The 20,679-nt window shown below is 69.9% G+C and carries 23 protein-coding genes and 1 tRNA gene; 18 read left to right on the top strand and 6 right to left on the bottom strand.

The annotated features are described in order from the left end of the window. Positions 1-3: 3 nt before the first annotated feature. The 7 genes from murG (at position 4) to N416_RS0102040 (ending at position 7,124) form a co-directional block, all read left to right on the top strand. Complete coding sequence (gene murG, locus N416_RS0102070) at positions 4-1,149, top strand: undecaprenyldiphospho-muramoylpentapeptide beta-N-acetylglucosaminyltransferase (RefSeq protein WP_024440478.1); 1,146 nt, start codon at positions 4-6, stop codon at positions 1,147-1,149. Positions 1,150-1,263: 114 nt separating this feature from the next. Continuing rightward, complete coding sequence (gene murC, locus N416_RS0102065; protein WP_024440477.1) at positions 1,264-2,748, top strand: UDP-N-acetylmuramate--L-alanine ligase; 1,485 nt, start codon at positions 1,264-1,266, stop codon at positions 2,746-2,748. Continuing rightward, positions 2,745-3,743 (top strand): cell division protein FtsQ/DivIB, encoded by a 999-nt coding sequence (locus tag N416_RS0102060; protein WP_024440476.1) that lies wholly within the window; start codon positions 2,745-2,747, stop codon positions 3,741-3,743. The genes murC and N416_RS0102060 overlap by 4 nt, the downstream gene beginning before the upstream one ends. A 319-nt stretch (positions 3,744-4,062) precedes the next feature. Beyond that, complete coding sequence (ftsZ, locus tag N416_RS0102055; protein ID WP_024440475.1) at positions 4,063-5,226, top strand: cell division protein FtsZ; 1,164 nt, start codon at positions 4,063-4,065, stop codon at positions 5,224-5,226. 18 nt (positions 5,227-5,244) lie between these two features. Beyond that, the gene (gene pgeF, locus N416_RS0102050) at positions 5,245-5,952 is read left to right on the top strand and encodes a peptidoglycan editing factor PgeF (RefSeq protein WP_024440474.1); all 708 of its coding nucleotides are present in this window, start codon (positions 5,245-5,247) and stop codon (positions 5,950-5,952) included. Positions 5,953-6,106: 154 nt separating this feature from the next. Further along, positions 6,107-6,763 (top strand): cell division protein SepF, encoded by a 657-nt coding sequence (locus tag N416_RS0102045; protein WP_024440473.1) that lies wholly within the window; start codon positions 6,107-6,109, stop codon positions 6,761-6,763. 70 nt (positions 6,764-6,833) lie between these two features. Beyond that, entirely contained in the window at positions 6,834-7,124 is a 291-nt protein-coding gene (locus tag N416_RS0102040; RefSeq protein WP_024440472.1) for a YggT family protein, read from the top strand. A gap of 15 nt (positions 7,125-7,139) precedes the next feature. On the opposite strand, the gene N416_RS0102035 is transcribed toward N416_RS0102040, so the two are convergent. Then, the gene (locus tag N416_RS0102035; protein WP_024440471.1) at positions 7,140-7,937 is read right to left on the bottom strand and encodes a DUF2249 domain-containing protein; all 798 of its coding nucleotides are present in this window, start codon (positions 7,935-7,937) and stop codon (positions 7,140-7,142) included. Positions 7,938-8,455: 518 nt separating this feature from the next. On the opposite strand from N416_RS0102035, the gene N416_RS0102030 reads away from it, so the two are divergent. Beyond that, positions 8,456-9,259 (top strand): DivIVA domain-containing protein, encoded by an 804-nt coding sequence (locus N416_RS0102030; protein ID WP_024440470.1) that lies wholly within the window; start codon positions 8,456-8,458, stop codon positions 9,257-9,259. A 44-nt stretch (positions 9,260-9,303) separates the two neighbouring features. After that, the gene (locus N416_RS0102025; protein ID WP_024440469.1) at positions 9,304-9,672 is read left to right on the top strand and encodes a hypothetical protein; all 369 of its coding nucleotides are present in this window, start codon (positions 9,304-9,306) and stop codon (positions 9,670-9,672) included. Here the strand turns inward: N416_RS0102025 and N416_RS0102020 are convergent. Both N416_RS0102020 and N416_RS0102015 read right to left on the bottom strand, forming a co-directional pair. After that, a complete protein-coding gene (locus N416_RS0102020; RefSeq protein ID WP_024440468.1) occupies positions 9,653-10,381 on the bottom strand; it encodes a phosphoribosyltransferase in 729 nt (242 codons plus the stop codon). The two genes, N416_RS0102025 and N416_RS0102020, sit on opposite strands and share 20 nt — an antisense overlap. Before the next feature lie 237 nt (positions 10,382-10,618). Next, positions 10,619-10,704 (bottom strand) — tRNA-Leu (locus tag N416_RS0102015). A 108-nt stretch (positions 10,705-10,812) separates the two neighbouring features. Between N416_RS0102015 and N416_RS0102010 the strand changes: the two genes are divergently transcribed. Further along, positions 10,813-12,159, top strand: coding sequence for a M20/M25/M40 family metallo-hydrolase (locus tag N416_RS0102010; protein ID WP_155943302.1), 1,347 nt, complete (start codon positions 10,813-10,815; stop codon positions 12,157-12,159). A 38-nt stretch (positions 12,160-12,197) separates the two neighbouring features. Continuing rightward, the gene (locus N416_RS0102005) at positions 12,198-12,728 is read left to right on the top strand and encodes a YbhB/YbcL family Raf kinase inhibitor-like protein (protein ID WP_024440466.1); all 531 of its coding nucleotides are present in this window, start codon (positions 12,198-12,200) and stop codon (positions 12,726-12,728) included. 6 nt (positions 12,729-12,734) lie between these two features. On the opposite strand, the gene N416_RS0102000 is transcribed toward N416_RS0102005, so the two are convergent. Genes N416_RS0102000 through N416_RS0101990 form a run of 3 tightly spaced genes read right to left on the bottom strand, consistent with a single transcriptional unit; the run spans position 12,735 to position 15,110 of the window. Beyond that, the gene (locus N416_RS0102000) at positions 12,735-13,802 is read right to left on the bottom strand and encodes a quinone-dependent dihydroorotate dehydrogenase (protein ID WP_024440465.1); all 1,068 of its coding nucleotides are present in this window, start codon (positions 13,800-13,802) and stop codon (positions 12,735-12,737) included. Positions 13,803-13,806: 4 nt separating this feature from the next. Next, the gene (locus N416_RS0101995) at positions 13,807-14,073 is read right to left on the bottom strand and encodes a DUF5703 family protein (RefSeq protein WP_024440464.1); all 267 of its coding nucleotides are present in this window, start codon (positions 14,071-14,073) and stop codon (positions 13,807-13,809) included. Next, the gene (locus N416_RS0101990) at positions 14,070-15,110 is read right to left on the bottom strand and encodes a hypothetical protein (RefSeq protein WP_024440463.1); all 1,041 of its coding nucleotides are present in this window, start codon (positions 15,108-15,110) and stop codon (positions 14,070-14,072) included. The genes N416_RS0101995 and N416_RS0101990 overlap by 4 nt, the downstream gene beginning before the upstream one ends. A 124-nt stretch (positions 15,111-15,234) precedes the next feature. On the opposite strand from N416_RS0101990, the gene N416_RS0101985 reads away from it, so the two are divergent. From N416_RS0101985 to mshC, 7 genes are all read left to right on the top strand, one after another. Beyond that, positions 15,235-15,528, top strand: a complete 294-nt coding sequence (locus tag N416_RS0101985) for a hypothetical protein (protein WP_024440462.1) — start codon at positions 15,235-15,237, stop codon at positions 15,526-15,528. Between the two features lie 60 nt (positions 15,529-15,588). Further along, complete coding sequence (locus tag N416_RS0101980) at positions 15,589-16,443, top strand: undecaprenyl-diphosphate phosphatase (RefSeq protein WP_024440461.1); 855 nt, start codon at positions 15,589-15,591, stop codon at positions 16,441-16,443. Then, complete coding sequence (locus tag N416_RS0101975) at positions 16,440-17,126, top strand: histidine phosphatase family protein (RefSeq protein ID WP_024440460.1); 687 nt, start codon at positions 16,440-16,442, stop codon at positions 17,124-17,126. The genes N416_RS0101980 and N416_RS0101975 overlap by 4 nt, the downstream gene beginning before the upstream one ends. 61 nt (positions 17,127-17,187) lie before the next feature. Next, positions 17,188-17,781 (top strand): DUF3090 domain-containing protein, encoded by a 594-nt coding sequence (locus N416_RS0101970; RefSeq protein WP_024440459.1) that lies wholly within the window; start codon positions 17,188-17,190, stop codon positions 17,779-17,781. Continuing rightward, positions 17,765-18,592 (top strand): SCO1664 family protein, encoded by an 828-nt coding sequence (locus N416_RS0101965; RefSeq protein ID WP_024440458.1) that lies wholly within the window; start codon positions 17,765-17,767, stop codon positions 18,590-18,592. The genes N416_RS0101970 and N416_RS0101965 overlap by 17 nt, the downstream gene beginning before the upstream one ends. Positions 18,593-18,616: 24 nt before the next feature. Further along, entirely contained in the window at positions 18,617-19,402 is a 786-nt protein-coding gene (locus N416_RS0101960) for a 3'(2'),5'-bisphosphate nucleotidase CysQ (protein WP_024440457.1), read from the top strand. 24 nt (positions 19,403-19,426) lie between these two features. Beyond that, the gene (gene mshC, locus N416_RS0101955; RefSeq protein ID WP_024440456.1) at positions 19,427-20,662 is read left to right on the top strand and encodes a cysteine--1-D-myo-inosityl 2-amino-2-deoxy-alpha-D-glucopyranoside ligase; all 1,236 of its coding nucleotides are present in this window, start codon (positions 19,427-19,429) and stop codon (positions 20,660-20,662) included. The last annotated feature ends 17 nt before the right edge of the window (positions 20,663-20,679 follow it).

Here is a 20,679-nt window from a genome sequence, read left to right as displayed (position 1 = left end):
GGAGTGAACGACTCGGTCATCTCATCGGACCGCGGTGCGTCGTTATCGGTAGTCCTCGCCGGCGGGGGCACTGCCGGCCATGTCGAACCTGCGATGGCGGTCGCGGACGCGCTGCGCGCACTGGACCCCGACGTCCGGATCACCGCGTTGGGCACCGCCCGCGGCCTGGAGACCCGGCTGGTGCCGGCCCGTGGCTACGACCTGGAGTTGATCACCCCGGTGCCATTGCCCCGCAAGATCAATGCCGACCTGGCCCGGCTGCCGCTGCGGGTGCTGCGTGCGGTCCGGGAGACCCGGGCGGTGCTGCGCGACGTGCAGGCCGACGTGGTGATCGGCTTCGGCGGCTACGTGGCGCTGCCGGCATATCTAGCCGCGCGGGGTCTCGGTGCCAAGCGGGTGCCGGTGGTGATCCACGAGGCCAATGCCCGCGCCGGCCTGGCCAACCGCGTCGGCGCCCGGGGCGCGCAACGGGTGCTGTCCGCAGTTCCTGATTGCGGTCTGGCCCACCCCGAGGTGGTCGGGGTGCCGGTCCGGGCGGCCATCACCACCTTGGACCGGGCCGCGCTGCGGTCGGCGGCCCGCGCCGAGTTCGGCTTCGCCGACGACGCCCGGGTACTGCTGGTATTCGGCGGCTCGCAGGGCGCCCGCTCGATCAACCAGGCGGTGGCCGGGGCGGCCGAACAACTCGCTGCCGCCGGTGTTTCGGTGCTGCACGCGCACGGCCCGAAGAACACCCTGGACCTGCCGGAAGCCGGCGCGGGCGATCCGCCGTACGTCGCGGTGCCCTATCTGGACCGGATGGACCTGGCCTATGCGGCCGCCGACCTGGCGATCTGCCGCTCCGGGGCGATGACGGTTGCCGAAGTGTCGGCGGTCGGGCTGCCCGCGGTGTACGTCCCGCTGCCGATCGGCAACGGGGAACAGCGCCTCAACGCGCTTCCGGTGGTCAATGCCGGGGGCGGAATCCTGGTCGACGACGCCGCGCTGACGCCGGATTTCGTGGCCGAGACGGTCGCGGGGCTGCTCACCGACACCGCGCGGCTGGCCGCGATGACCAGCGCCGCGGTCCTGGCCGGGCACCCCGAGGCTGCCCGCCGGGTCGCTTCCGTCGCACTGGATGTCGCGAGCGCAGCGAGGGACGGCCAGTGAGCGGCATCAGCGGGGTCGCACTGGAGGTTGCGAGCGCAGCGAGGGACGGCCAGTGAGCGGCATGAGCGGGGTCGCACTGGATGTCGCGAGCGCCCGGCGGTCTGGGAGCCGGGCATGAGCTCCGACCGGCTGCCACCGGAGCTGAGCCGGGTACACATGGTCGGTATCGGCGGCGCGGGCATGTCCGGAATCGCCCGCATCTTGCTGGACCGCGGGGGGCTGGTCTCGGGCTCGGATGCCAAGGAGTCCCGCGGGATTCACGCACTGCGGGCCCGCGGCGCGCAGGTGCGCATCGGTCACGACGCGTCGGCCCTGGATCTGCTGCCCGGTGGGGTCACCGCCGTCGTCACCACCCACGCGGCGATTCCCAAGACCAACCCCGAGCTTGTCGAGGCGCGGCGTCGCGGCATCCCGGTGGTGTTGCGACCGGCGGTGCTGGCGAAGTTGATGGCCGGGCGCACCACGCTGATGGTCACCGGCACCCACGGCAAGACCACGACGACGTCGATGTTGGTGGTCGCGTTGCAGCACTGCGGCTTGGATCCGTCGTTCGCGGTCGGCGGCGAATTGGGTTCTGCCGGTGCAGAAGCCGGCACCAACGCCCATCATGGCAGCGGGCCGCTGTTCGTCGCCGAGGCCGATGAGAGCGACGGCTCGCTGTTGGAGTACACCCCCAACGTGGCGGTGGTGACCAACATCGAGGCGGACCATCTCGACTTCTTCGGCAGTGCCGAGGCCTACACCCAGGTGTTCGACGCGTTCGTCGAGCGCATCGCGCCGGGCGGGGCGGTGGTGGTGTGCGTCGATGACCCCGGTGGGGCCGAGCTGGCCGAGCGCACTGCGGCCCAGGGCATCCGGGTGCTGCGCTACGGCACCGAAGGCGCCGGGACGGCGCCGCTTGACGGCGAGCTGGTCCGTTGGGAGCAGCAGGGGACCGGAGCGGTCGCCGAGATCATGCTGGCCGGAACGGGCGAGCGCAGGGCGATGCGACTGTCGGTGCCGGGACGTCATATGGCACTCAATGCGCTCGGCGCGCTGCTGGCGGCGGTCGAGGTCGGTGCGCCGCTCGATGCGGTGCTCGACGGGCTGGCCGGGTTCGACGGGGTGCGCCGACGTTTCGAGCTGGTCGGGTCGGCAGGCGTCACGGGTTCGGTGCGGGTCTTCGACGACTACGCGCACCATCCCACCGAGATCTCCGCGACCTTGACCGCGGTCCGGGCGCTGCTGAACGAGCGCGGAACCGGGCGCAGCCTGGTGGTGTTCCAGCCGCATCTGTATTCGCGGACAAAGGAGTTCGCTGCCGAGTTCGGCCGGTCGCTGGACGGCGCCGACGAGGTTTTCGTCCTCGACGTCTACGGTGCGCGTGAGCAGCCGTTGCCCGGGGTGAGCGGCGCCAGCGTCGCCGAACATGTCAGTGTGCCGGTGCATTACCTGCCGGACTTCTCGGCGGTGCCCGACGCGGTGGCAGCGGCCGCCGGTCCCGGTGACGTGATCATCACCATGGGCGCCGGCGACGTCACCATGTTGGGGCCGGAGATCGTCAGCGCGTTGCGGGCACGCGCCGATCGGACCCCTCCCGGCAGTCCGGGGGCGCTGTGACCGTCCCGCCTGAGACCCCGGCCGGTCCACCGGAGGATCCGGATGATGCCGCCGACGTTCCAGTAACGGACGCGACGGAGGCCGCCGCCGACACCCCGGAAACGGACGCGGAGGTCGCGGAGGGCGACGTCGCCGCGGATGACGGCCAGGAGGCGGAGGCCGCCGACGAGCCCGCCGAGGTGGAGGGTCCACGACGCCGGGCCCGTCGCGAACGCGCGGAGCGGCGCGCCGCGCAGGCGCGCGCCGAGGCCATCGAACAGGCCCGTAGAGAGGCCAAGCGGCGACTGCGCGCCGGTTCTGCCGACGCGCCCAAAGGCGTTCCCCGCGGCACCATTCGTGGGCTGAAGATGGTGCTGGCGGTCTTTCTGGCGGCGGTGCTGGTCGTCGGGCTCGGGCTCATTTTGTACTTCACCCCGCTGATGTCGGTGCGCGATATCGAGGTCACCGGGATCGCGACGGTGACCCGGGAGGAAGTGCTGGAGGTGGCGCGGGTGCGGCACGGAACGCCGTTGCTGCAGATCGACACCGGCAGCGTGGCCGATCGGGTCGCGACCATTCGACGGGTGGCCAGCACCCGGGTGCAGCGGCAGTACCCCTCGGTGCTGGGGATCGCGGTGGTCGAACGGGTCCCGGTGGTCTACAAGGATTTTCCGGACGGCCCGCACCTGTTCGACCGGGATGGCGTCGACTTTGCGACCGGGGCGCCGCCGAGAATGCTGCCGTTCTTCGATGTGGACAACCCTGGCCCGGCGGACCCGTCCACGCTGGCCGCTCTGCAGGTGATGACCTCGCTGGCGCCCGAGGTGGCCGGCCAGATCAGCCGGGTGGCCGCCCCGTCGGTGGCGTCGATCACCCTGACGCTGGCCGATGGCCGGGTGGTGGTGTGGGGCAACACCGACCGCACCGCGGAGAAGGCACAGAAGCTGGCGGCGTTGCTGACCCAGCCCGGCCACACCTATGACGTGTCGAGTCCGGACCTGCCCACCGTCCGGTAGCGCCGTCGAACGACCCGTCGGTGGCCTGCGAGTGTGAATCCGGCTGCACGGCACGCGGAAATCCCGTCGCCGGGTTCGCACTCGGTGAAGGTTCGCGGGCGGGAAGCCCCCGCCCGACAGGAAAATTCACCGGGCGTGTCTCGGCGCGTCGGCGCCGATGAGGGCGCAGGCGGTCCTACTGTGGCGGTTGCGCGGAACAACTTGACATAACTCTAAGCCTATGGTTGAGGTTGAGGGTTTTGTCGAAGACAGAATCGGGAGTTCCGCGCCAAGCCCGGCCCGAAGAGGACTCCAATCCCACCAGGGAGGAAGACGAACGATGACCCCACCGCACAACTATCTGGCCGTCATCAAAGTCGTGGGTATCGGTGGTGGCGGCGTCAACGCCGTCAACCGGATGATCGAGCAGGGCCTCAAGGGCGTTGAGTTCATCGCGATCAACACCGACGCGCAGGCATTGCTGATGAGCGACGCCGACGTCAAACTCGACGTCGGCCGTGACTCCACCCGCGGGCTCGGCGCCGGCGCCGACCCGGAAGTGGGCCGTCGCGCCGCCGAAGACGCCAAGGATGAGATCGAGGAGCTGCTGCGCGGCGCCGACATGGTGTTCGTCACCGCCGGGGAGGGCGGCGGCACCGGCACCGGCGGCGCCCCGGTGGTCGCGACCATCGCGCGCAAGCTCGGCGCATTGACCGTCGGTGTGGTCACCCGGCCGTTCTCCTTTGAGGGCAAGCGGCGCAGCAACCAGGCCGAGAACGGCATCACCGCGCTGCGGGAGAGCTGCGACACCCTGATCGTGATCCCCAATGACCGGCTGCTGCAGATGGGCGACGCCCAGGTCTCGCTGATGGACGCGTTCCGCAGCGCCGACGAGGTGTTGCTCAACGGTGTCCAGGGCATCACCGACCTGATCACCACGCCCGGCCTGATCAACGTCGACTTCGCCGACGTCAAGGGCATCATGAGCGGCGCCGGCACCGCGCTGATGGGCATCGGATCGGCCCGCGGTGACGGCCGGGCGCTCAAGGCCGCCGAGATCGCGATCAACTCGCCGCTGCTGGAAGCCTCGATGGAAGGCGCCCAGGGCGTGCTGATGTCGGTCGCCGGCGGCAGCGACCTGGGGCTGTTCGAGATCAACGAGGCGGCATCGCTGGTGCAGGACGCCGCGCACCCCGAGGCCAACATCATCTTCGGCACCGTGATCGACGACTCCCTCGGCGACGAGGTGCGGGTCACGGTGATCGCGGCCGGCTTCGACTCGGCGGGCTCCGGACGCAAGCCGGTGACCGGTACGCCCGGCGCGGCTCGGCACGCGATGGCGCCCGGACAGGCCGGCAAGGTCACCACGTCGCTGTTCGACCCGGTGGATGCGGTCAGTGTGCCGGCGCCCACCAACGGTGCGACGGTCAGTGTGGGCGGGCGCAATGGTGACGACGGCTGCGACGACGACGACGTCGACGTGCCGCCCTTCATGCGCCACTGACCTTCGGGCTTCGGCGCGGTGACGTTTCGCATCCGGCGGGTGACGACCACCCGCTCCGGTGGTGTGTCGAAGGCTCCGTTCGACAGCTTCAACCTCGGCGACCACGTCGGCGATGACCCGGCCGCGGTGGCGGCTAATCGCGCACGGTTGGCCAAGGCCACCGGCCTCGGTCCCGATCGGCTGGTGTGGATGAACCAGGTGCACGGTGATCATGTGGCGGTCGTCGACGGGCCGCGCGACACCCCGCTCGACGCCACCGATGCGCTGGTCACCACGGAGCCCCGGCTGGCGATGGTGGTGGTGACCGCCGACTGTGTTCCGGTGCTGATGGCCGACGCGCGGGCCGGGGTGGTCGCGGCAGTCCATGCCGGCCGGGTCGGCGCGCAGCATGGCGTGGTCGCTCGCACGCTGGAGTCCATGCTGGCGGCCGGGGCACACGCTGGCGACATTTCGGTTTTGCTGGGCCCAGCGGTCAGTGGACTGCACTACGAGGTGCCCGCTGAGATGGCCGACGAGGTCGAGGCGGCGCTGCCGGGCAGTCGCACCGTCACGTCGGCGGGCACTGTAGGGCTGGACCTGCGGGCCGGAATCGCGCGTCAACTAAGGGGATTGGGCGTGCAGGCCATCGACGCCGACCCGCGTTGTACGGCGGCGGACCCGAAATTGTTCAGTCACCGTCGCGACGGACTCACCGGCCGGCTGGCGTCGCTGGTCTGGCTGGAATGAGTCCGCGGTAGAGGTCGCTGGAAGGGTGGGTGAAACCGGTGGGAGCTGTCCGCGTGTCGGTGCCGCGTCAACGCGCTCGCTGCCGTTACCGTCACCGTTATTAGTCACTTCAGTCACACCTTCATCACAGTCATCAGCCTAGAAGGGTCCAAGGATGAGCACACTCCACAAGGTCAAGGCCTACTTCGGGATGGCTCCTATGGAGGACTACGACGACGACTACTACGACGACGGCGATGACCGCGCCGGGTCGCGTGACTACGCGCCCCGGGCGGAGCGATTCGGCGAGGATGTTTTCGACCGGGTAGGCGGCCGCTCGGAGGGCCGCTACGACGATCGCGACTACGACGACGTGCCCGGCGGCTACCGGGGCGGCTACGACGACGACGCCCGCGACCCCCGCTACCGCGCGCGTGAGTTCGACCGGCCCCGTGACTTCGAGCGCCGGTTCTCCTCGCTGCGCGGCTCGACCCGCGGCGCCCTGGCGATGGAGCCGCGCCGGATGGCCCAGATGTTCGACGAGAGCAGCCCGCTGTCGAAGATCACCACGCTGCGGCCCAAGGACTACAGCGAAGCCCGCACCATCGGCGAGCGGTTCCGCGACGGCACCCCGGTCATCATGGACCTGGTGTCGATGGACAACGCCGACGCCAAGCGGCTGGTCGACTTCGCGGCGGGGCTTGCCTTCGCCCTGCGCGGCTCTTTCGACAAGGTCGCGACCAAGGTGTTTCTGCTGTCTCCGGCCGATGTCGACGTCTCCCCGGAGGAGCGTCGCCGCATCGCCGAGACCGGCTTCTACGCCTATCGGTAGGCTGGAACGGCAGTCGAGCCGGTCAGCACTGCTGATGCGGGCACACCCTCGTCAGTAAGGTCGCATTCCGTTGGCGCTGTTCTTCACGATTCTTGGTATCGCGCTATTTGTCTTCTGGCTGTTGCTGATCGCCCGGATCGTCATCGAGTTCATCCGCTCGTTCAGCCGTGACTGGCACCCGACGGGTGCCACCGTGGTGATCCTGGAACTGATCATGAGCATCACCGATCCGCCGGTGAAACTGCTGCGACGGCTCATTCCGCAGCTGACCATCGGGGCGGTGCGGATCGACCTGTCGATCATGGTGCTGCTGCTGATCGCGTTCGTCGGCATGGAGCTGGCCCTGCAGCACGCCGCTTAGCGGCGTCAGCGGGGCTCAGACCCGGGTCAGTCGCAACCGCCACGCCTCCGGTCCACGCTCCTCGTAGCCGACCGCCAGCCGGCCACCGCTGCGCTCAGCGAGCTGACGCAGCAGCGGGATCGGGTCGTGCGGGGCCACCAGCAGCAGCGATCCGCCCACCGGAACCGCGTCGAAGGCGCCGAACACCGTGGCATGTCTGATGGCGTGCGGAATCTCGCGCACGTCGAGTTCGGGCATCTCGTCGTCTTCCTCGCCGCAGCCGCAACCGGTGTGGCCGTCGTGCCCGTGGGCGGCGGGCCCGGGCTGGGCCGTGGCAGCGGACCCGGATGCGACGTCATCGAGGCCGGGAAGTTGGGCGGCCAGTGCGGCCAGTGAGACGCCGCTGGCCTGGGCGAGTGCGGGCAGCAGCAGGTCGGCGATCTTGCCCAGCACTGCATCCAGCAGGACGCGCAGCGCCTCGACATGCGCGACCCGCTGAACCCGGTCGGTGCCGTGGGCGATTCGCGCCGCCAGTTGCTCGATCAGGTGGATGTCACCGAGCAGGCCTTCGACCAGCAGCCGCGAGCGCTCGACGCCGGCCAACGCCGGGAATATCAGGCCCACCGCGGCCTGTAACTGCGGTCGTACCGCTCGGTCGAGGGACACCTGCACGGCCCCGAGTGCCTCATCGAAGGTCGGCCCGGCGACCGCGGCGAACAACGCTGCGCCCAAGGCGGCCTGGCGGCCGAGGAGTTCGGCGTAGCGAGATCGGATGTCATCGACGGCTGCCGAGTCCGCTTCGCTGGTCGCCATGACCACGTCATTGGTTGTCATTCCCGAGTGTCCCTCCGGTCGGTTCCGCGCGGTTCGACCTCGTCAGGAATATTTACGGGTCGATATTGTGAATAATACGGCGCCGGCGGCCGGACCGGTACCCCCGTCGGCCGAGCGCGGCCGTGGGGGGTGGGCGGCCGACACGGTTGGTGCGTAGCGAAATAGCTCACATTTCCCAGGTTGGGAGCCTAAGCACTTTGCTGCCGCCGGCCGGAAGGGTGGAGTCGCAGCCGATTGTCGGCGGTGCCCAGAGGCCCAGTTCCCGGCGGTTTGGCCTCACCGCCATGGCCTCCGGGCACCGCTCACCGGCCGGGATCGCCGATCGTCGGCGGAGCTTGCGTTTGCCAATGCGTGATTTCTGTGGCAGCAATTTGAAATTCACTCTTAATATCGTTCACATTGCCGAGCGCAGCGGCTGATGTGACAGGATGGACGGCAGTTACACACCGCGAGCGTTTTCCCGGTCGACTAACGTGCCCGATCGGCGCTACCAACTACCTGACTCGAGGGGGCAGACGATGCCACTAACACCGGCCGACGTACATAACGTCGCGTTCAGCAAACCGCCGATTGGGAAGCGCGGCTACAACGAGGACGAGGTCGACGCCTTCCTCGACTTGGTCGAGACCGAGCTGACGCGCCTTATCGAGGAGAACGCCGACCTGCGTCAGCGGGTGAGCGAGCTCGACCAGGACTTGGCCGCGGCCCGCGCCGGTGGCGCCGCCCAGCCGATTCCCTCGATCCCGGCCTACGAGCCCGCCCCGGAGCCGGTGGCGCCGCCGCAGCCGGTGGCCGCCGCGCCGGCCGCCGAAGTGCCTGCCGAGGAGCAGCACCTCAAGGCGGCCCGCGTGCTGAGCCTGGCCCAGGACACCGCCGACCGGTTGACCGGCACCGCCCGGGCCGAGTCGGAGAAGCTGATGGCCGACGCCCGCGCCAACGCCGACCAGATCCTCACCGAGGCACGCCAGACCGCGGAGACGACGGTCGCCGAAGCCCGCCAGCGCGCCGACGCCATGCTCTCCGACGCCCAGACCCGTTCGGAGACCCAGTTGCGCCAGGCCCAGGAGAAGGCCGACGCACTGCAGGCCGACGCCGAGCGCAAGCACTCCGAGATCATGGGCACGATCAACCAGCAGCGCACTGTGCTGGAAGGCCGCCTCGAACAACTGCGCACCTTCGAGCGCGAGTACCGCACCCGGCTCAAGACCTATCTGGAATCCCAGCTCGAGGAGCTGGGCCAGCGCGGTTCGGCAGCGCCCGTCGACAGCAGTGCCAGCGGCGACGGCGGCGGCTTCAACCACTTCAACCGCGGCACCAACTGACCGTCGGAGTCGAGTAGTTCGCCCGTCGGACTGGAGGTGAGTCGATGCTGGTCATCGCATTGGTATTGGCGGTAATCGGCCTGGCCGCATTGGTGTTCGCCGTCGTCACCAGCAATGCGCTGGTGGCGTGGGTCTGCATCGGCGCCAGCGTGCTGGGCGTACTGCTGCTGATCGTGGACGCCCTGCGGGAGCGGCGCGCGAACGCCCCGGCGGTCGAGGCCCCCTCGGATGCCGGGGACGCCGTTGAGGAGTCCGAGGTTCCCGCCGACGAGGTCTACGACGCGGCCGATTACGAGGCCGACGATGCCGGCGTCGAGAACTCCGAGGCCGCTGAGGTGGCCGACTTCGACGCTGAGGCCGCCGAGCCAACCGAAGTGGCCGCTGAGGAGCCCGCTACGCACCCGGCCGATTAGCCGCTGTTCGGCCGGTCGTCGGCGCGGCCAGCAGGTCGCGGACTTCGTCGTCGGTGGTCTGGTCAAAGTTGCGATAGACCTGTCCCACCGCGTCGAAGGCCTCGGGGCTGGTGACGCAGACGACGTCGTCGGCTTCCTGGGCGATCTTGCGACATGCGGAGCGTGCCGCCACCGGCACGGCGACGATGATCGACGCCGGTTCGGCCGCCTGGACCACCCGGACCGCCGCCAGCACGCTCGCACCGGTGGCGATACCGTCGTCGACCAAGATCACCACCCGGCCGCGCAGATCGGTCGCCGGGCGGTCGCCACGGTAGGCACGTTCGCGGCGGCGTAATTCGGTGGTCTCGCGCTCGATCACCGACTGCACCACGTCGTGGCCGATAGCCAGGCTGCGGACCACCTCGTCGTTCATCACCACCTGGCCGCCGGCCAGCGCGCCCATCGCCAACTCGGGCTGCTGCGGCACCCCGATCTTGCGGACCAGAAACACGTCCAGCGGCGCCCGCAGGGCGGCGGCGACCTCCCAGGCGACCGGGACCCCGCCGCGGGCCAGTCCCAGCACCACCACGCCCTGGGCGCCCGCTGCGGCGGGCAGGGAATCGGCCAGGTAGCCCGTCACCAGCTCGGCCAAGGCCCGGCCGGCGTCACGGCGGTCGGAAAAGGTGCGTGGTGCCGGCTGGCGAAGGTACGCGCCTGGACGAGTCATCTCCCCATCGAGCCTACGACGGTTGGGACTTCGGTGATTCAGCTCGGCCATTCCGCAGCCGGTCAAAGCGGAGCCTGATCCGGCCTGCGCGCCCCGAGACGGCAGGGCGGTTGCCCGCCTCTGAGCGACACGTCCGGTCAATCCCGGCTCACCACAGCAGTTGTCGCTCAAAGCCGGGCACCAGCCCACATGGTCGGAGCGGGCCGTAACCGAGGACCCGACTCCGCACAGAAAATGTGTCCGAGGGGGGACTTGAACCCCCACGCCCGTTAATAGGGCACTAGCACCTCAAGCTAGCGCGTCTGCCATTCCGCCACTCGGACCAACCCGGCGCGGCCGGGCAGCTAAGGCTAACGGATGCCCTCCGCTGGACCCAAACCCAGCCCTCGCAACGCGATCCGCAGGAACGTGAAGTGGTAGTAAAGGTAGCTGTGACCGATTTCTCCGATCCCGCCGGCGCCGCAGTGGGCGAGGTGGTCGAGCTCGTCAGCACGCTGATCCGTTTCGACACCTCCAACACCGGAGAGCCGGCCACCACCAAGGGCGAGGCCGACTGCGCACGCTGGGTGGCCGGCCAGCTCGAGGAAGTGGGGTATGAGACCGAATACCTCGAATCCGGTGCGCCCGGACGCGGCAACGTCTTCGCTCGGCTCAAAGGCAGCGACCCAAGCCGTGGGGCGCTGCTGATCCACGGGCATCTCGATGTGGTGCCCGCCGAGGCCAGCGACTGGAGCGTGCACCCGTTCTCCGGCGCGATCGAGGACGGGTATGTCTGGGGCCGCGGCGCGGTCGACATGAAGGACATGTGCGGGATGATGATCGCGGTGGCCCGGCACCTGGCCCGGGCCGGCATCACCCCGCCGCGTGACTTGGTGTTCGCATTCCTGGCCGACGAGGAGGCCGGCGGCAAGTACGGGGCGCACTGGATCGTCGAGAACCGCCCCGATCTGTTCGCCGGGGTCACCGAGGCGATCGGGGAGGTCGGCGGTTTTTCGCTCACGGTGCCGCGGCGCGACGGCGGGGAGAGTCGGCTGTATTTGATCGAGACCGCGGAGAAGGGGCTGTCCTGGATGCGGCTGCGGGCCCACGGCCGGGCCGGGCACGGGTCGATGATCAACGACGACAACGCCGTCACCACCCTGACCGAGGCGGTGGCCCGGCTGGGCCGGCACCGGTTCCCGCTGGTGCTCTCCGATGCCGTGGTGGAGTTTTTGGCCGCGGTCGGCGAGGAGACCGGGCACGCCATCGACGTCGACTCCCCGGACCTGGAAGGAATGATCGAGAAGCTGGGACCGATCTCGCGCATCGTCAACGCCACCCTGCGCGACACCGCGACCCCGACCATGCTGCAGGCCGGCTACAAGGCCAACGTCATCCCGGCGACGGCCGAGGCGGTAGTGGACTGCCGGGTGCTGCCCGGGCGCCAGGCGGCGTTCGAGGCCGAGGTCGACGCACTGATCGGCCCCGACGTGACCCGGGAATGGGTGGCCTACCAGCCGCCGGTGGAGACGACCTTCGACGGCGACCTGGTCGAGGCGATGAACGCCGCGCTGCTGGCGTGTGACCCCGACGCCCGGACCGTGCCCTACATGCTGTCCGGCGGAACGGATGCAAAAGCGTTCGCCAAGTTGGGTATTCGATGCTTCGGCTTCGCTCCGCTGCGACTGCCGCCCGACCTCGACTTCTCCGCACTGTTCCACGGAGTCGACGAACGCGTTCCGGTTGACGCACTGGAGTTCGGCACCCGCGTACTGCACCACTTCCTGACACACTGCTGACCAAACGACGAAGTTGATCCACTACGAGAGGACCAGTCATGACCACCACCCCCGACCCGTACGCCGCGCTGCCCAAGCTGCCGACCTTCACGCTCACCTCCACGTCGCTGACCGACGGCCAGTCGCTGGGCAAAGCCCAGGTCAGCGGAATCATGGGGGCCGGTGGTGAAGACGCCAGCCCGCAGCTGAGCTGGTCGGGCTTTCCCGAGGAGACCCGGAGCTTCGCGGTCACCTGCTACGACCCGGACGCACCCACCGCGTCGGGATTCTGGCACTGGGCGGTGGCCAACCTGCCGGCCACCTGCACCGAGCTGCCCGAAGGCGCCGGTGACGGCAGCCTGCTGCCCGGCGATGCGCTGACCCTGGTCAACGACGCCGGGATGCGCCGCTACGTGGGCGCCGCGCCGCCGGCCGGTCACGGGACGCACCGCTACTACGTTGCGGTGCACGCCGTCGACGTCGAGAAGCTGGAGCTGGCCGAGGACGCCAGCCCGGCCTACCTGGGCTTCAACCTGTTCATGCACGCGATCGCCCGCGCGGTGATCGTCGGCACCTACGAACAGAAGTAGCGCGCGCTAGCGGGCGGCGGACCCGACCGCCTCGGCCAGCGAGGCGAATCCGCCGTCGCGCAGCCGCTGGGCCAGACCGTCGTGGATGTTGCGGGCCCACAGACCGCCGCCGTAGATGAAGCCGGTGTAGCCCTGCAGCAGCGAGGCGCCGGCGGTGATGCGCTCCCAGGCGTCGTCGGCGGTCTCGATGCCGCCCACACTGATCAGGACCAGCCGGTCGCCCACCCGGGCGTACAGCCGCCGCAGCACCTCCAGCGCCCGCCGCGCCACCGGCGGGCCGGAGATGCCGCCGGGCCCCAATTCGGCCACCCCCGGGGTCGCCAGGCCGTCGCGCGACACCGTGGTGTTGGTCGCCACGATGCCGGCCAGACCCAACTCCACACACAGGTCGGCGATGGCATCCAGATCGGTGTCGGCCAGATCCGGGGCGATCTTCACCAGCACCGGCTTGGTGGTTTCGGCACGCACCGCGGCCAGGATGGGCCGCAGCGACTCGACGGCCTGCAGGTCGCGCAGCCCCGGCGTGTTCGGCGAGCTGACGTTGACCACCAGATAGTCGGCCAGCGGGGCCAACAGCCGGGCGCTGGTGCGGTAGTCCTGCACCGCGCCCTCGGGCGGGGTGACCTTGGTCTTGCCGATGTTCACTCCGATCGGCACGTCGGACCGGTGTCGCGCCAACTGGATTGCCAGCGCGGCGGCCCCGTGATTGTTGAAGCCCATCCGGTTGAGCAGCGCGCGGTCGTCGGGCAACCGGAAAAGGCGCGGCGCGGGATTGCCCGGTTGTGCCGCCGCCGTTACGGTGCCCACCTCGGCGTAGCCGAAACCCATTGCACCCCAAGCGTTCAGCCCGTGGCCGTCCTTGTCGAACCCGGCGGCCAGCCCGAGCGGCCCGGGAAAGTGCACCCCGAACACGGTGCTGGCCAGCAGCGGATCGTGCGGCGCGAGGCGGCGCTGCAGGGCCCGGCGCGCCGGCGGCGTCGCGGCGGCGCCGCGCAGCCCCGCGAACACGAGAGTGTGGATACGCTCGGCCGGCACCAGGAAGAACGCCCGGCGCACTGCGCCGTAGAGACCCATCGGCCTACAGTCCCGGCTGGTCGACGCAGCGGCCGCCGCTGATCGCCGTCGCCGAAGACTTCTTGCGGCGCAGCAGCACCCGCCTGCTCCCGTCGGTGTACAACCGCACTCGGGTCAGCTCCCAACCTCGGTATTCGGCTTCGATGGACAACCGGGTGGACGCCCCGATCCGGGTGACCTCCGGCGGCAGTCGCAGCGGAATCCATTCGTAGTCATCGGACAGGTCGGTGTCCCAGCCGACCGGCATCCGGCGGGGGCGCAACGCGGTCATTGTGGCCTCGTGGCGTGCTCGATCACCTGGACCCCGGCGCCGGAGCCCGACACCACGTACAGGGTGTCCGACTTCTCGTCCAAGGCTAGGGTGTTGGGTTGCTGCACGGTCGGATAGCGAACCTTCTCCACGGGGATTCCGGTGGTCAAATCGTAGCCGACCACGGTGTTCGTCCCGGTTTGCGACACCCAGGCAAACCCGCCCGACCCGGCCAGCCCGTAGGGGGCATCCGGCACCGGATAGTCCTGGTGCAGCATCAGCGGATCCACGCCGTACACCAGCAGCCGGCCACTGCGCGGATCGGCTGCCAGCACCGGCCCGTGCGCCGCGGCGGCCAGCGTGGTCGCGCCCTGGCCCGCCCGCAGCGCGTACTGCGGCTCGCCGTCGGTGCCGATGGTGGTCACCGAGGTCTGGCCGCGGTCCAGCACCACCGCGATATCGCCCTGGGTCACGATCTGGTCGACCCGGGCGAAGATCTTGGCCCGCTCGGCGACCCGCGTGCCGTCCTCGGCCAGCGTGTACACCGCGCCGTCGGCGCTGCCCAACACCACGATTCCGTCGGCGCGCCGGCCGATCGCGGTGAACTCGACACCGGCGGCGCCGTCGACGTCGACGCGGGTGATGCCGCGGGTGGCCAGGTCGACGCTGTAGTAGCCACCGTTCCCGGACAGGTAGGCCGCGCCGTTGCCGTCGCCGGCCAGTGCGCTCGCCGGACCCGGCAGCGCCACCGCGGTGGGCGGGCGGCTCGAGTCGCCCACCAGGCCGAGCGTGGCGGCGGCCTGCGGGTCCGGGCCGGGGGACAGCACCGCCAGCAGTTTGGTCGCCGCGTCGAACACCGCGCCGGTGGCGTGGCCGGCCAGCGGCCGCACGGTGCCGGCCGGGCGCACCGCGGCGACCGGGGACACCGCGGGCTCGGCCGGCGCGATCGTGGGCGGCGGCGCGGTGATGGGATTGGATGAGCACGCTGTGAGCAGCAGCAGCGGCAGCAACAGGCCTTGCAGGGACCGGCGTGGCCGGCGGGTGGAGCACTTGGGCACAGGACAGCTCTTCCAGCTCGTCATGATGGCGGGTTGGTGCAGAGACCGATTCTAAGGAAGGCGGCGAGGTGAAGCTGGCATGTCCGGCCGAACAATAAGTTCGCTTAGGTGTAACCTCTCGGCCATGACTGTGGTCGATGACTGGCAGCTGGCATGTTCGGAGTTCCGCATCGAGGAGATCTGGACGGGGGCCTTCGCCAGTGGTTTCGGCGAGGTCGGTGACGGCCGCAGTTTCTCCTTCCACACCGAGCAGCAGAAGCTGGTGGTGGACATCTACCGGCCTCGACTGGCGGGCCCGGTCCCGCACGACGAGGACGTGGTGGCCACCGCGAGCCGGCACCTGTTCGAAATCGATGTCACCGACGAGCGCAGCCTGGCCGCCGCGGTGCGTGACGTGGTATCCGGTCTGACCCGCTGACACCAGCCCGGTACGGTCGTCGTCGTGACTGAGGTCGTATCGGTGGTCGAGACGGCTGTGATGTCGTGGCCGCAGGTAATAGTCCTAGCGATCGTCCAGGGACTCACCGAGTTTCTGCCGGTCTCCTCCTCGGGACACCTGGCGTTGGTCTCCCGGCTGTTCTTCGTCGGTGACGCCGGCGCCTCCTTCACCGCGGTGACCCAAATCGGCACCGAGATCGCGGTGCTGGTCTATTTCGCCAAGGACATCGCGCGCATCGCCACGGCCTGGCTGTCCGGGGTGGCCTCGGCGCTGGCCAAGACCCCGCTGCCCGCCGAACGCAAGACCGACTACCGGATGGGCTGGTACGTCATCGTCGGCAGTATCCCGATCGTGATCGTCGGGGTGCTGTTCCAGCACTTCATCCGCGGCGACGTACGCAACCTCTGGGTGATCGCCTCCGCGATGGTCGGATTCTCGTTGGTGATCGCCGCCGCCGAGTATGTCGGCCGCCGGCAGCGGCATGCCGACCAATTGACCGTCAAGGACGGCTTCCTGGTCGGCGCCGCGCAGTGTCTGGCGCTGGTGCCCGGCGTCTCGCGCTCCGGGGCGACCATCAGTGCCGGCCTGTTCCTGGGCATGGATCGGGCCCTGGCCGCCCGGTTCGGCTTCCTGCTGGGCATCCCAGCGGTATTCGCCTCGGGATTGCACGAACTGCCCAACGCCTTCAATCCGGTCACCGAAGGAATGAGCGCGACCGGGCCGCAGTTGCTGGTCTCGGTGGTGATCACCTTCCTGGTCGGTTACGCCGCGATCAGTTGGCTGCTGCGGTTCGTCAGCAGTCACACCATGTACTGGTTTGTCGGGTACCGGGTCATCGCCGGGACCACGATCCTGATCCTGCTGGCAACCGGGGCGTTGGCGGCCATGCCATGACCGTCATCCTGCTGCGCCACGGCCGGTCCACCTCGAACACCTCCGGGGTGCTGGCCGGACGCACCGAAGGCGTCGAACTCGATGAACAGGGCCGAGAGCAGGCCGCACAGCTCGTCGGCCGGCTCGACGGCCTGCCGATCAAGGCGGTGGTGCGCTCACCGCTGCTGCGCTGCCGGCGCACCGTCGAACCGCTGGCCGCTGCCCTGGGGCTCGACCCCCTCGTCGACGACCGGCTGGCCGAGGTCGACTACGGGTCCTGGACCGGCCGCAAGATCAGCGAACTGACCGCCGAACCGCTGTGGCGGGTGGTGCAGGCGCAGCCCAGCGCGGCGATCTTCCCCGAGGGCGAAGGGCTGGCGCAGGTGCAGGCCCGGGCCGTCGCCGCGGTCCGCGATCACGACCGGCAGTTGGCCTCCCAACACGGCGCCGACGTGCTGTGGGTGGCGTGCACCCACGGCGACGTCATCAAGGCCGTCATCGCCGACGCGCTCGGCGTGCATCTGGACGGCTTTCAGCGGATCACCGCCGACCCGGCCTCGGCGAGCGTGATCCGCTACACGCCGTTGCGCCCCTTCGTAATCCACCTCAACCACACCGGAGCGTCGTTGGCCGCCGCGGTGCACAGTGCACCGGCCGGCCCCGTCGGTGAAAGCGACGCCGTAGTCGGCGGATCCACCACCTAGGTCCACCTCGCCGAAGCCAGATGCCGTCGGCCGCCGCAACTGCCGGTATTTTGGAGTTGCCATGTCCCGAGCTATTCACGTCTTCCGCACCCCCGACCGTTTCGTGGCCGGGACCGTCGGCCAGCCCGGCAACCGCACGTTCTACCTGCAGGCCGTCCACGACGAGCGGGTGGTCTCGGTGGTGCTGGAGAAGCAGCAGGTCGCGGTGCTCTCCGAACGGATCGGTGCGCTGCTGCTGGAGGTCAACCGCCGATTCGGCACCCCGGTGCCGCCCGAGCCCACCGAGATCGACGACCTGGACCCGCTGGTCACACCGGTGGACGCGGAATTCCGGGTCGGCACCATGGGGTTGGGCTGGGACTCCGAGGCGCAGACGGTGGTGGTGGAGCTGCTCGCGGTCAGTGACGCCGAGTTCGACGCCTCGATGGTGCTCGACGACACCGACGAGGGGCCGGACGCGGTGCGGGTGTTCCTCACCCCCGAGTCCGCGCGCCAGTTCGCCACCCGCTCCAACCGGGTCATCTCGGCCGGCCGCCCGCCGTGTCCGCTGTGCGACGAGCCGCTGGACCCCGCCGGTCACATGTGCGTGCGCACCAACGGCTATCGGCGGGGTGCTTTCGGGCCCGACGATGAGCCCGATGACGCAGACATCTGACGACCGGGAGGCGTTGCACTCCGGGGAACTGGAGATCCTGGGCCGCATCCGCTCGGCGAGCAACGCCACCTTCCTGTGCCAGGCGAGGCTGGGGGAGCACCGTGTCCACTGCGTCTATAAGCCGGTCGCCGGCGAGCAGCCGCTGTGGGACTTTCCCGACGGCACCCTGGCCGGCCGCGAACTCGGCGCACACCTGATCTCGGTTGAGTTGGGCTGGAATCTGGTGCCCTACACCATCATTCGCGGCGGTCCGGCGGGTCCGGGCATGGTGCAGCGCTGGGTGGACCAACCCGAAGACGACGACCAAGCCCAGGATGCATCGTCGGCGCCCGGCCTGGTGGACGTGGTTCCCGGGGACCACGTTCCGGCGGGCTACCTGCCGGTGTTGCAGGCCTACGGCCACAACGGCGATCCGGTCACCCTGGTGCACGCCGATGACATCCGGTTGCGCCGGCTCGCCGTTTTCGACGTGGTGATCAACAACGCCGACCGCAAGGGCGGACACATTCTGTGCGGCACCGACGGCCGCGTCTACGGCGTCGACCATGGCGTGAGCCTGCACACCCAGGACAAGTTGCGCACCGTGCTGTGGGGCTGGGCGGGCACGTCGGTGACCGACCTGGACGACGAGGCGTTGCCGGCCCTGTCGCGGCTGCTGGTGGCGCTGGAGGGTCCGCTGGCGGCATCGCTGCAACCGCATCTGACCGCCGGCGAGATCACGGCCCTGCGCCGCCGCGTCGCCGACCTGCTGGAGCACCCGGTGATGCCCGGCCCGAACCGTCATCGCCCGATCCCTTGGCCGGCGTTCTAGTCCACGTCGGGGATACTGCCACTCGTGACGCTGACCGACGCGGCGCTGGCCGCCGAACTGGCAGTCGAGGCCGGAAAGCTCTTGCTGGCGGTGCGTGACGAGGTGGGCTTCGCCCAACCGTGGCATCTGGGCGACACCGGCGACGGCCGGGCCAACCAGCTGATCCTCCGCGGGCTGCGGGACGCGCGCCCCGGGGACGCGGTGCTCAGCGAGGAATCCCCGGACAACCTGGCCCGGCTGCGGTCGGACCGGGTCTGGATCGTCGACCCGCTCGACGGCACCCGCGAGTTCACCACACCCGGACGCGACGACTGGGCCGTGCACATCGCGCTGTGGCAGCGCGGCGGCCCGGACGGGTTTGGCACCATCACCGACGCCGCGGTGTCACTGCCGGCCTACGACAACCGGAGCAACGTGGTCTTCCGCACCGACACCGTCGCCCGGCCCGCCACGCCTGCCGGACCGCCGGACCCCATTCGGGTCGCGGTCAGCGCTTCCCGAATGCCCGCGGTGGTCCGGCTCATCCGCGAGGTGTTGCCGGTGGAGCCGGTACTGATGGGTTCGGCGGGCGCCAAGGCGATGGCCGTGGTGCGCGGCGACGTGGACGCCTACCTGCACGCCGGCGGGCAGTGGGAGTGGGACTCGGCTGCCCCGGCCGGTGTGGTGCTGGCGGCCGGGCTGCACGCGTCCCGGATCGACGGGTCGCCGTTGCGCTACAACCGCCCCGACCCCTACCTGCCCGACCTGCTGATGTGCCGGCCCGACGTGGCGCCGATCCTGTTGGACGCCATGCGGCGGACGGTCCTATAGCGAGCGGGCCTTACAGTCGTGGGCATGCAATCGTGGTCCGCGCCGGCCGTTCCGGTCCTGCCCGGGCGCGGCCCGGCGCTGCGCCTCTATGACACCGCCGACCGCCAGGTGCGTCCGGTGTCGCCGGGCCCGACGGCCAGCATGTACGTCTGCGGCATCACGCCTTATGACGCCACCCACCTCGGCCACGCCGCCACCTATCTGGTCTTCGACCTGATTCACCGGCTCTGGCTCGACGCCGGACACCGGGTGAACTACGTGCAGAACGTCACCGACGTCGACGACCCACTGCTCGAGCGCGCCGAGCGTGACGGGGTACGGTGGCAGGAGTTGGCGGCCAGCCAGGTGGAGTTGTTCGCCGCCGACATGACTGCCTTGCGGGTGCTGCCGCCTCGCGACTATGTGGCGGTCACCGAGGCCATAGCCGAAGTGGTGGAGTCGGTCGAAAAGATGCTGGCCGCCGGATCGGCCTACATCGTCGACGGCGATTACCCCGACGTCTACTTCCGCGCCGACGCCACCGAGCAGTTCGGTTACGAATCCGGTTTCGACCGCGCCACCATGCTGGAGCTGTTCGCCGAGCGCGGCGGCGATCCGGATCGGGCCGGCAAGGCCGACCCGCTCGACGCCCTGTTGTGGCGCGCCGCCCGCCCGGGTGAGCCCAGTTGGCCCGCGCCGTTCGGGGCCGGCCGGCCGGGGTGGCATGTCGAGTGTTCCGCGATCGCGTTGAGCCGCATCGGCTCCGGTCTCGACATCCAGGGCGGCGGCTCCGATCTGGTCTTCCCGCATCATGAGTTCTCCGCCGCGCATGCCGAATCCCTTACCGGGGAGCGCCGTTTCGCCCGCCACTATGTGCACGCCGGGATGATCGGCTGGGACGGGCACAAGATGTCCAAGAGCCGCGGCAACCTGGTGCTGGTCTCCAAGCTGCGCGCTCAGGGGACCGATCCGGCCGCGATCCGGCTGGGGCTGCTGGCCGGGCACTACCGCAGTGACCGGTTCTGGGACGACGCCACCCTGGTAGCTGCCGAGGCGAGGCTGAACCGCTGGCGGACCGCGACGACGCTGCCCGCCGGACCGGCTGCCGATGACGTCATCGGCCGGGTGCGTCGTTATCTGGCCGATGACCTGGACACCGTCCAGGCGTTGGCCGCGTTGGATGGCTGGGCTACCGATGCGCTGGAGTACGGCGGCCATGACGCCGACGCACCGCGGCTGGTGGCCACGGCGGTCGACGCGCTGCTGGGAGTGGCGCTGTAGGACACCCGCGGCGGGAG

The sequence above is a fragment of the Mycobacterium sp. UM_WGJ genome, from assembly GCF_000455125.1.
GTDB lineage: Bacteria > Actinomycetota > Actinomycetes > Mycobacteriales > Mycobacteriaceae > Mycobacterium.
The sequence above is the reverse complement of the archived record's forward strand: the minus strand, read 5'-3'. Positions and strand labels throughout refer to the sequence as shown.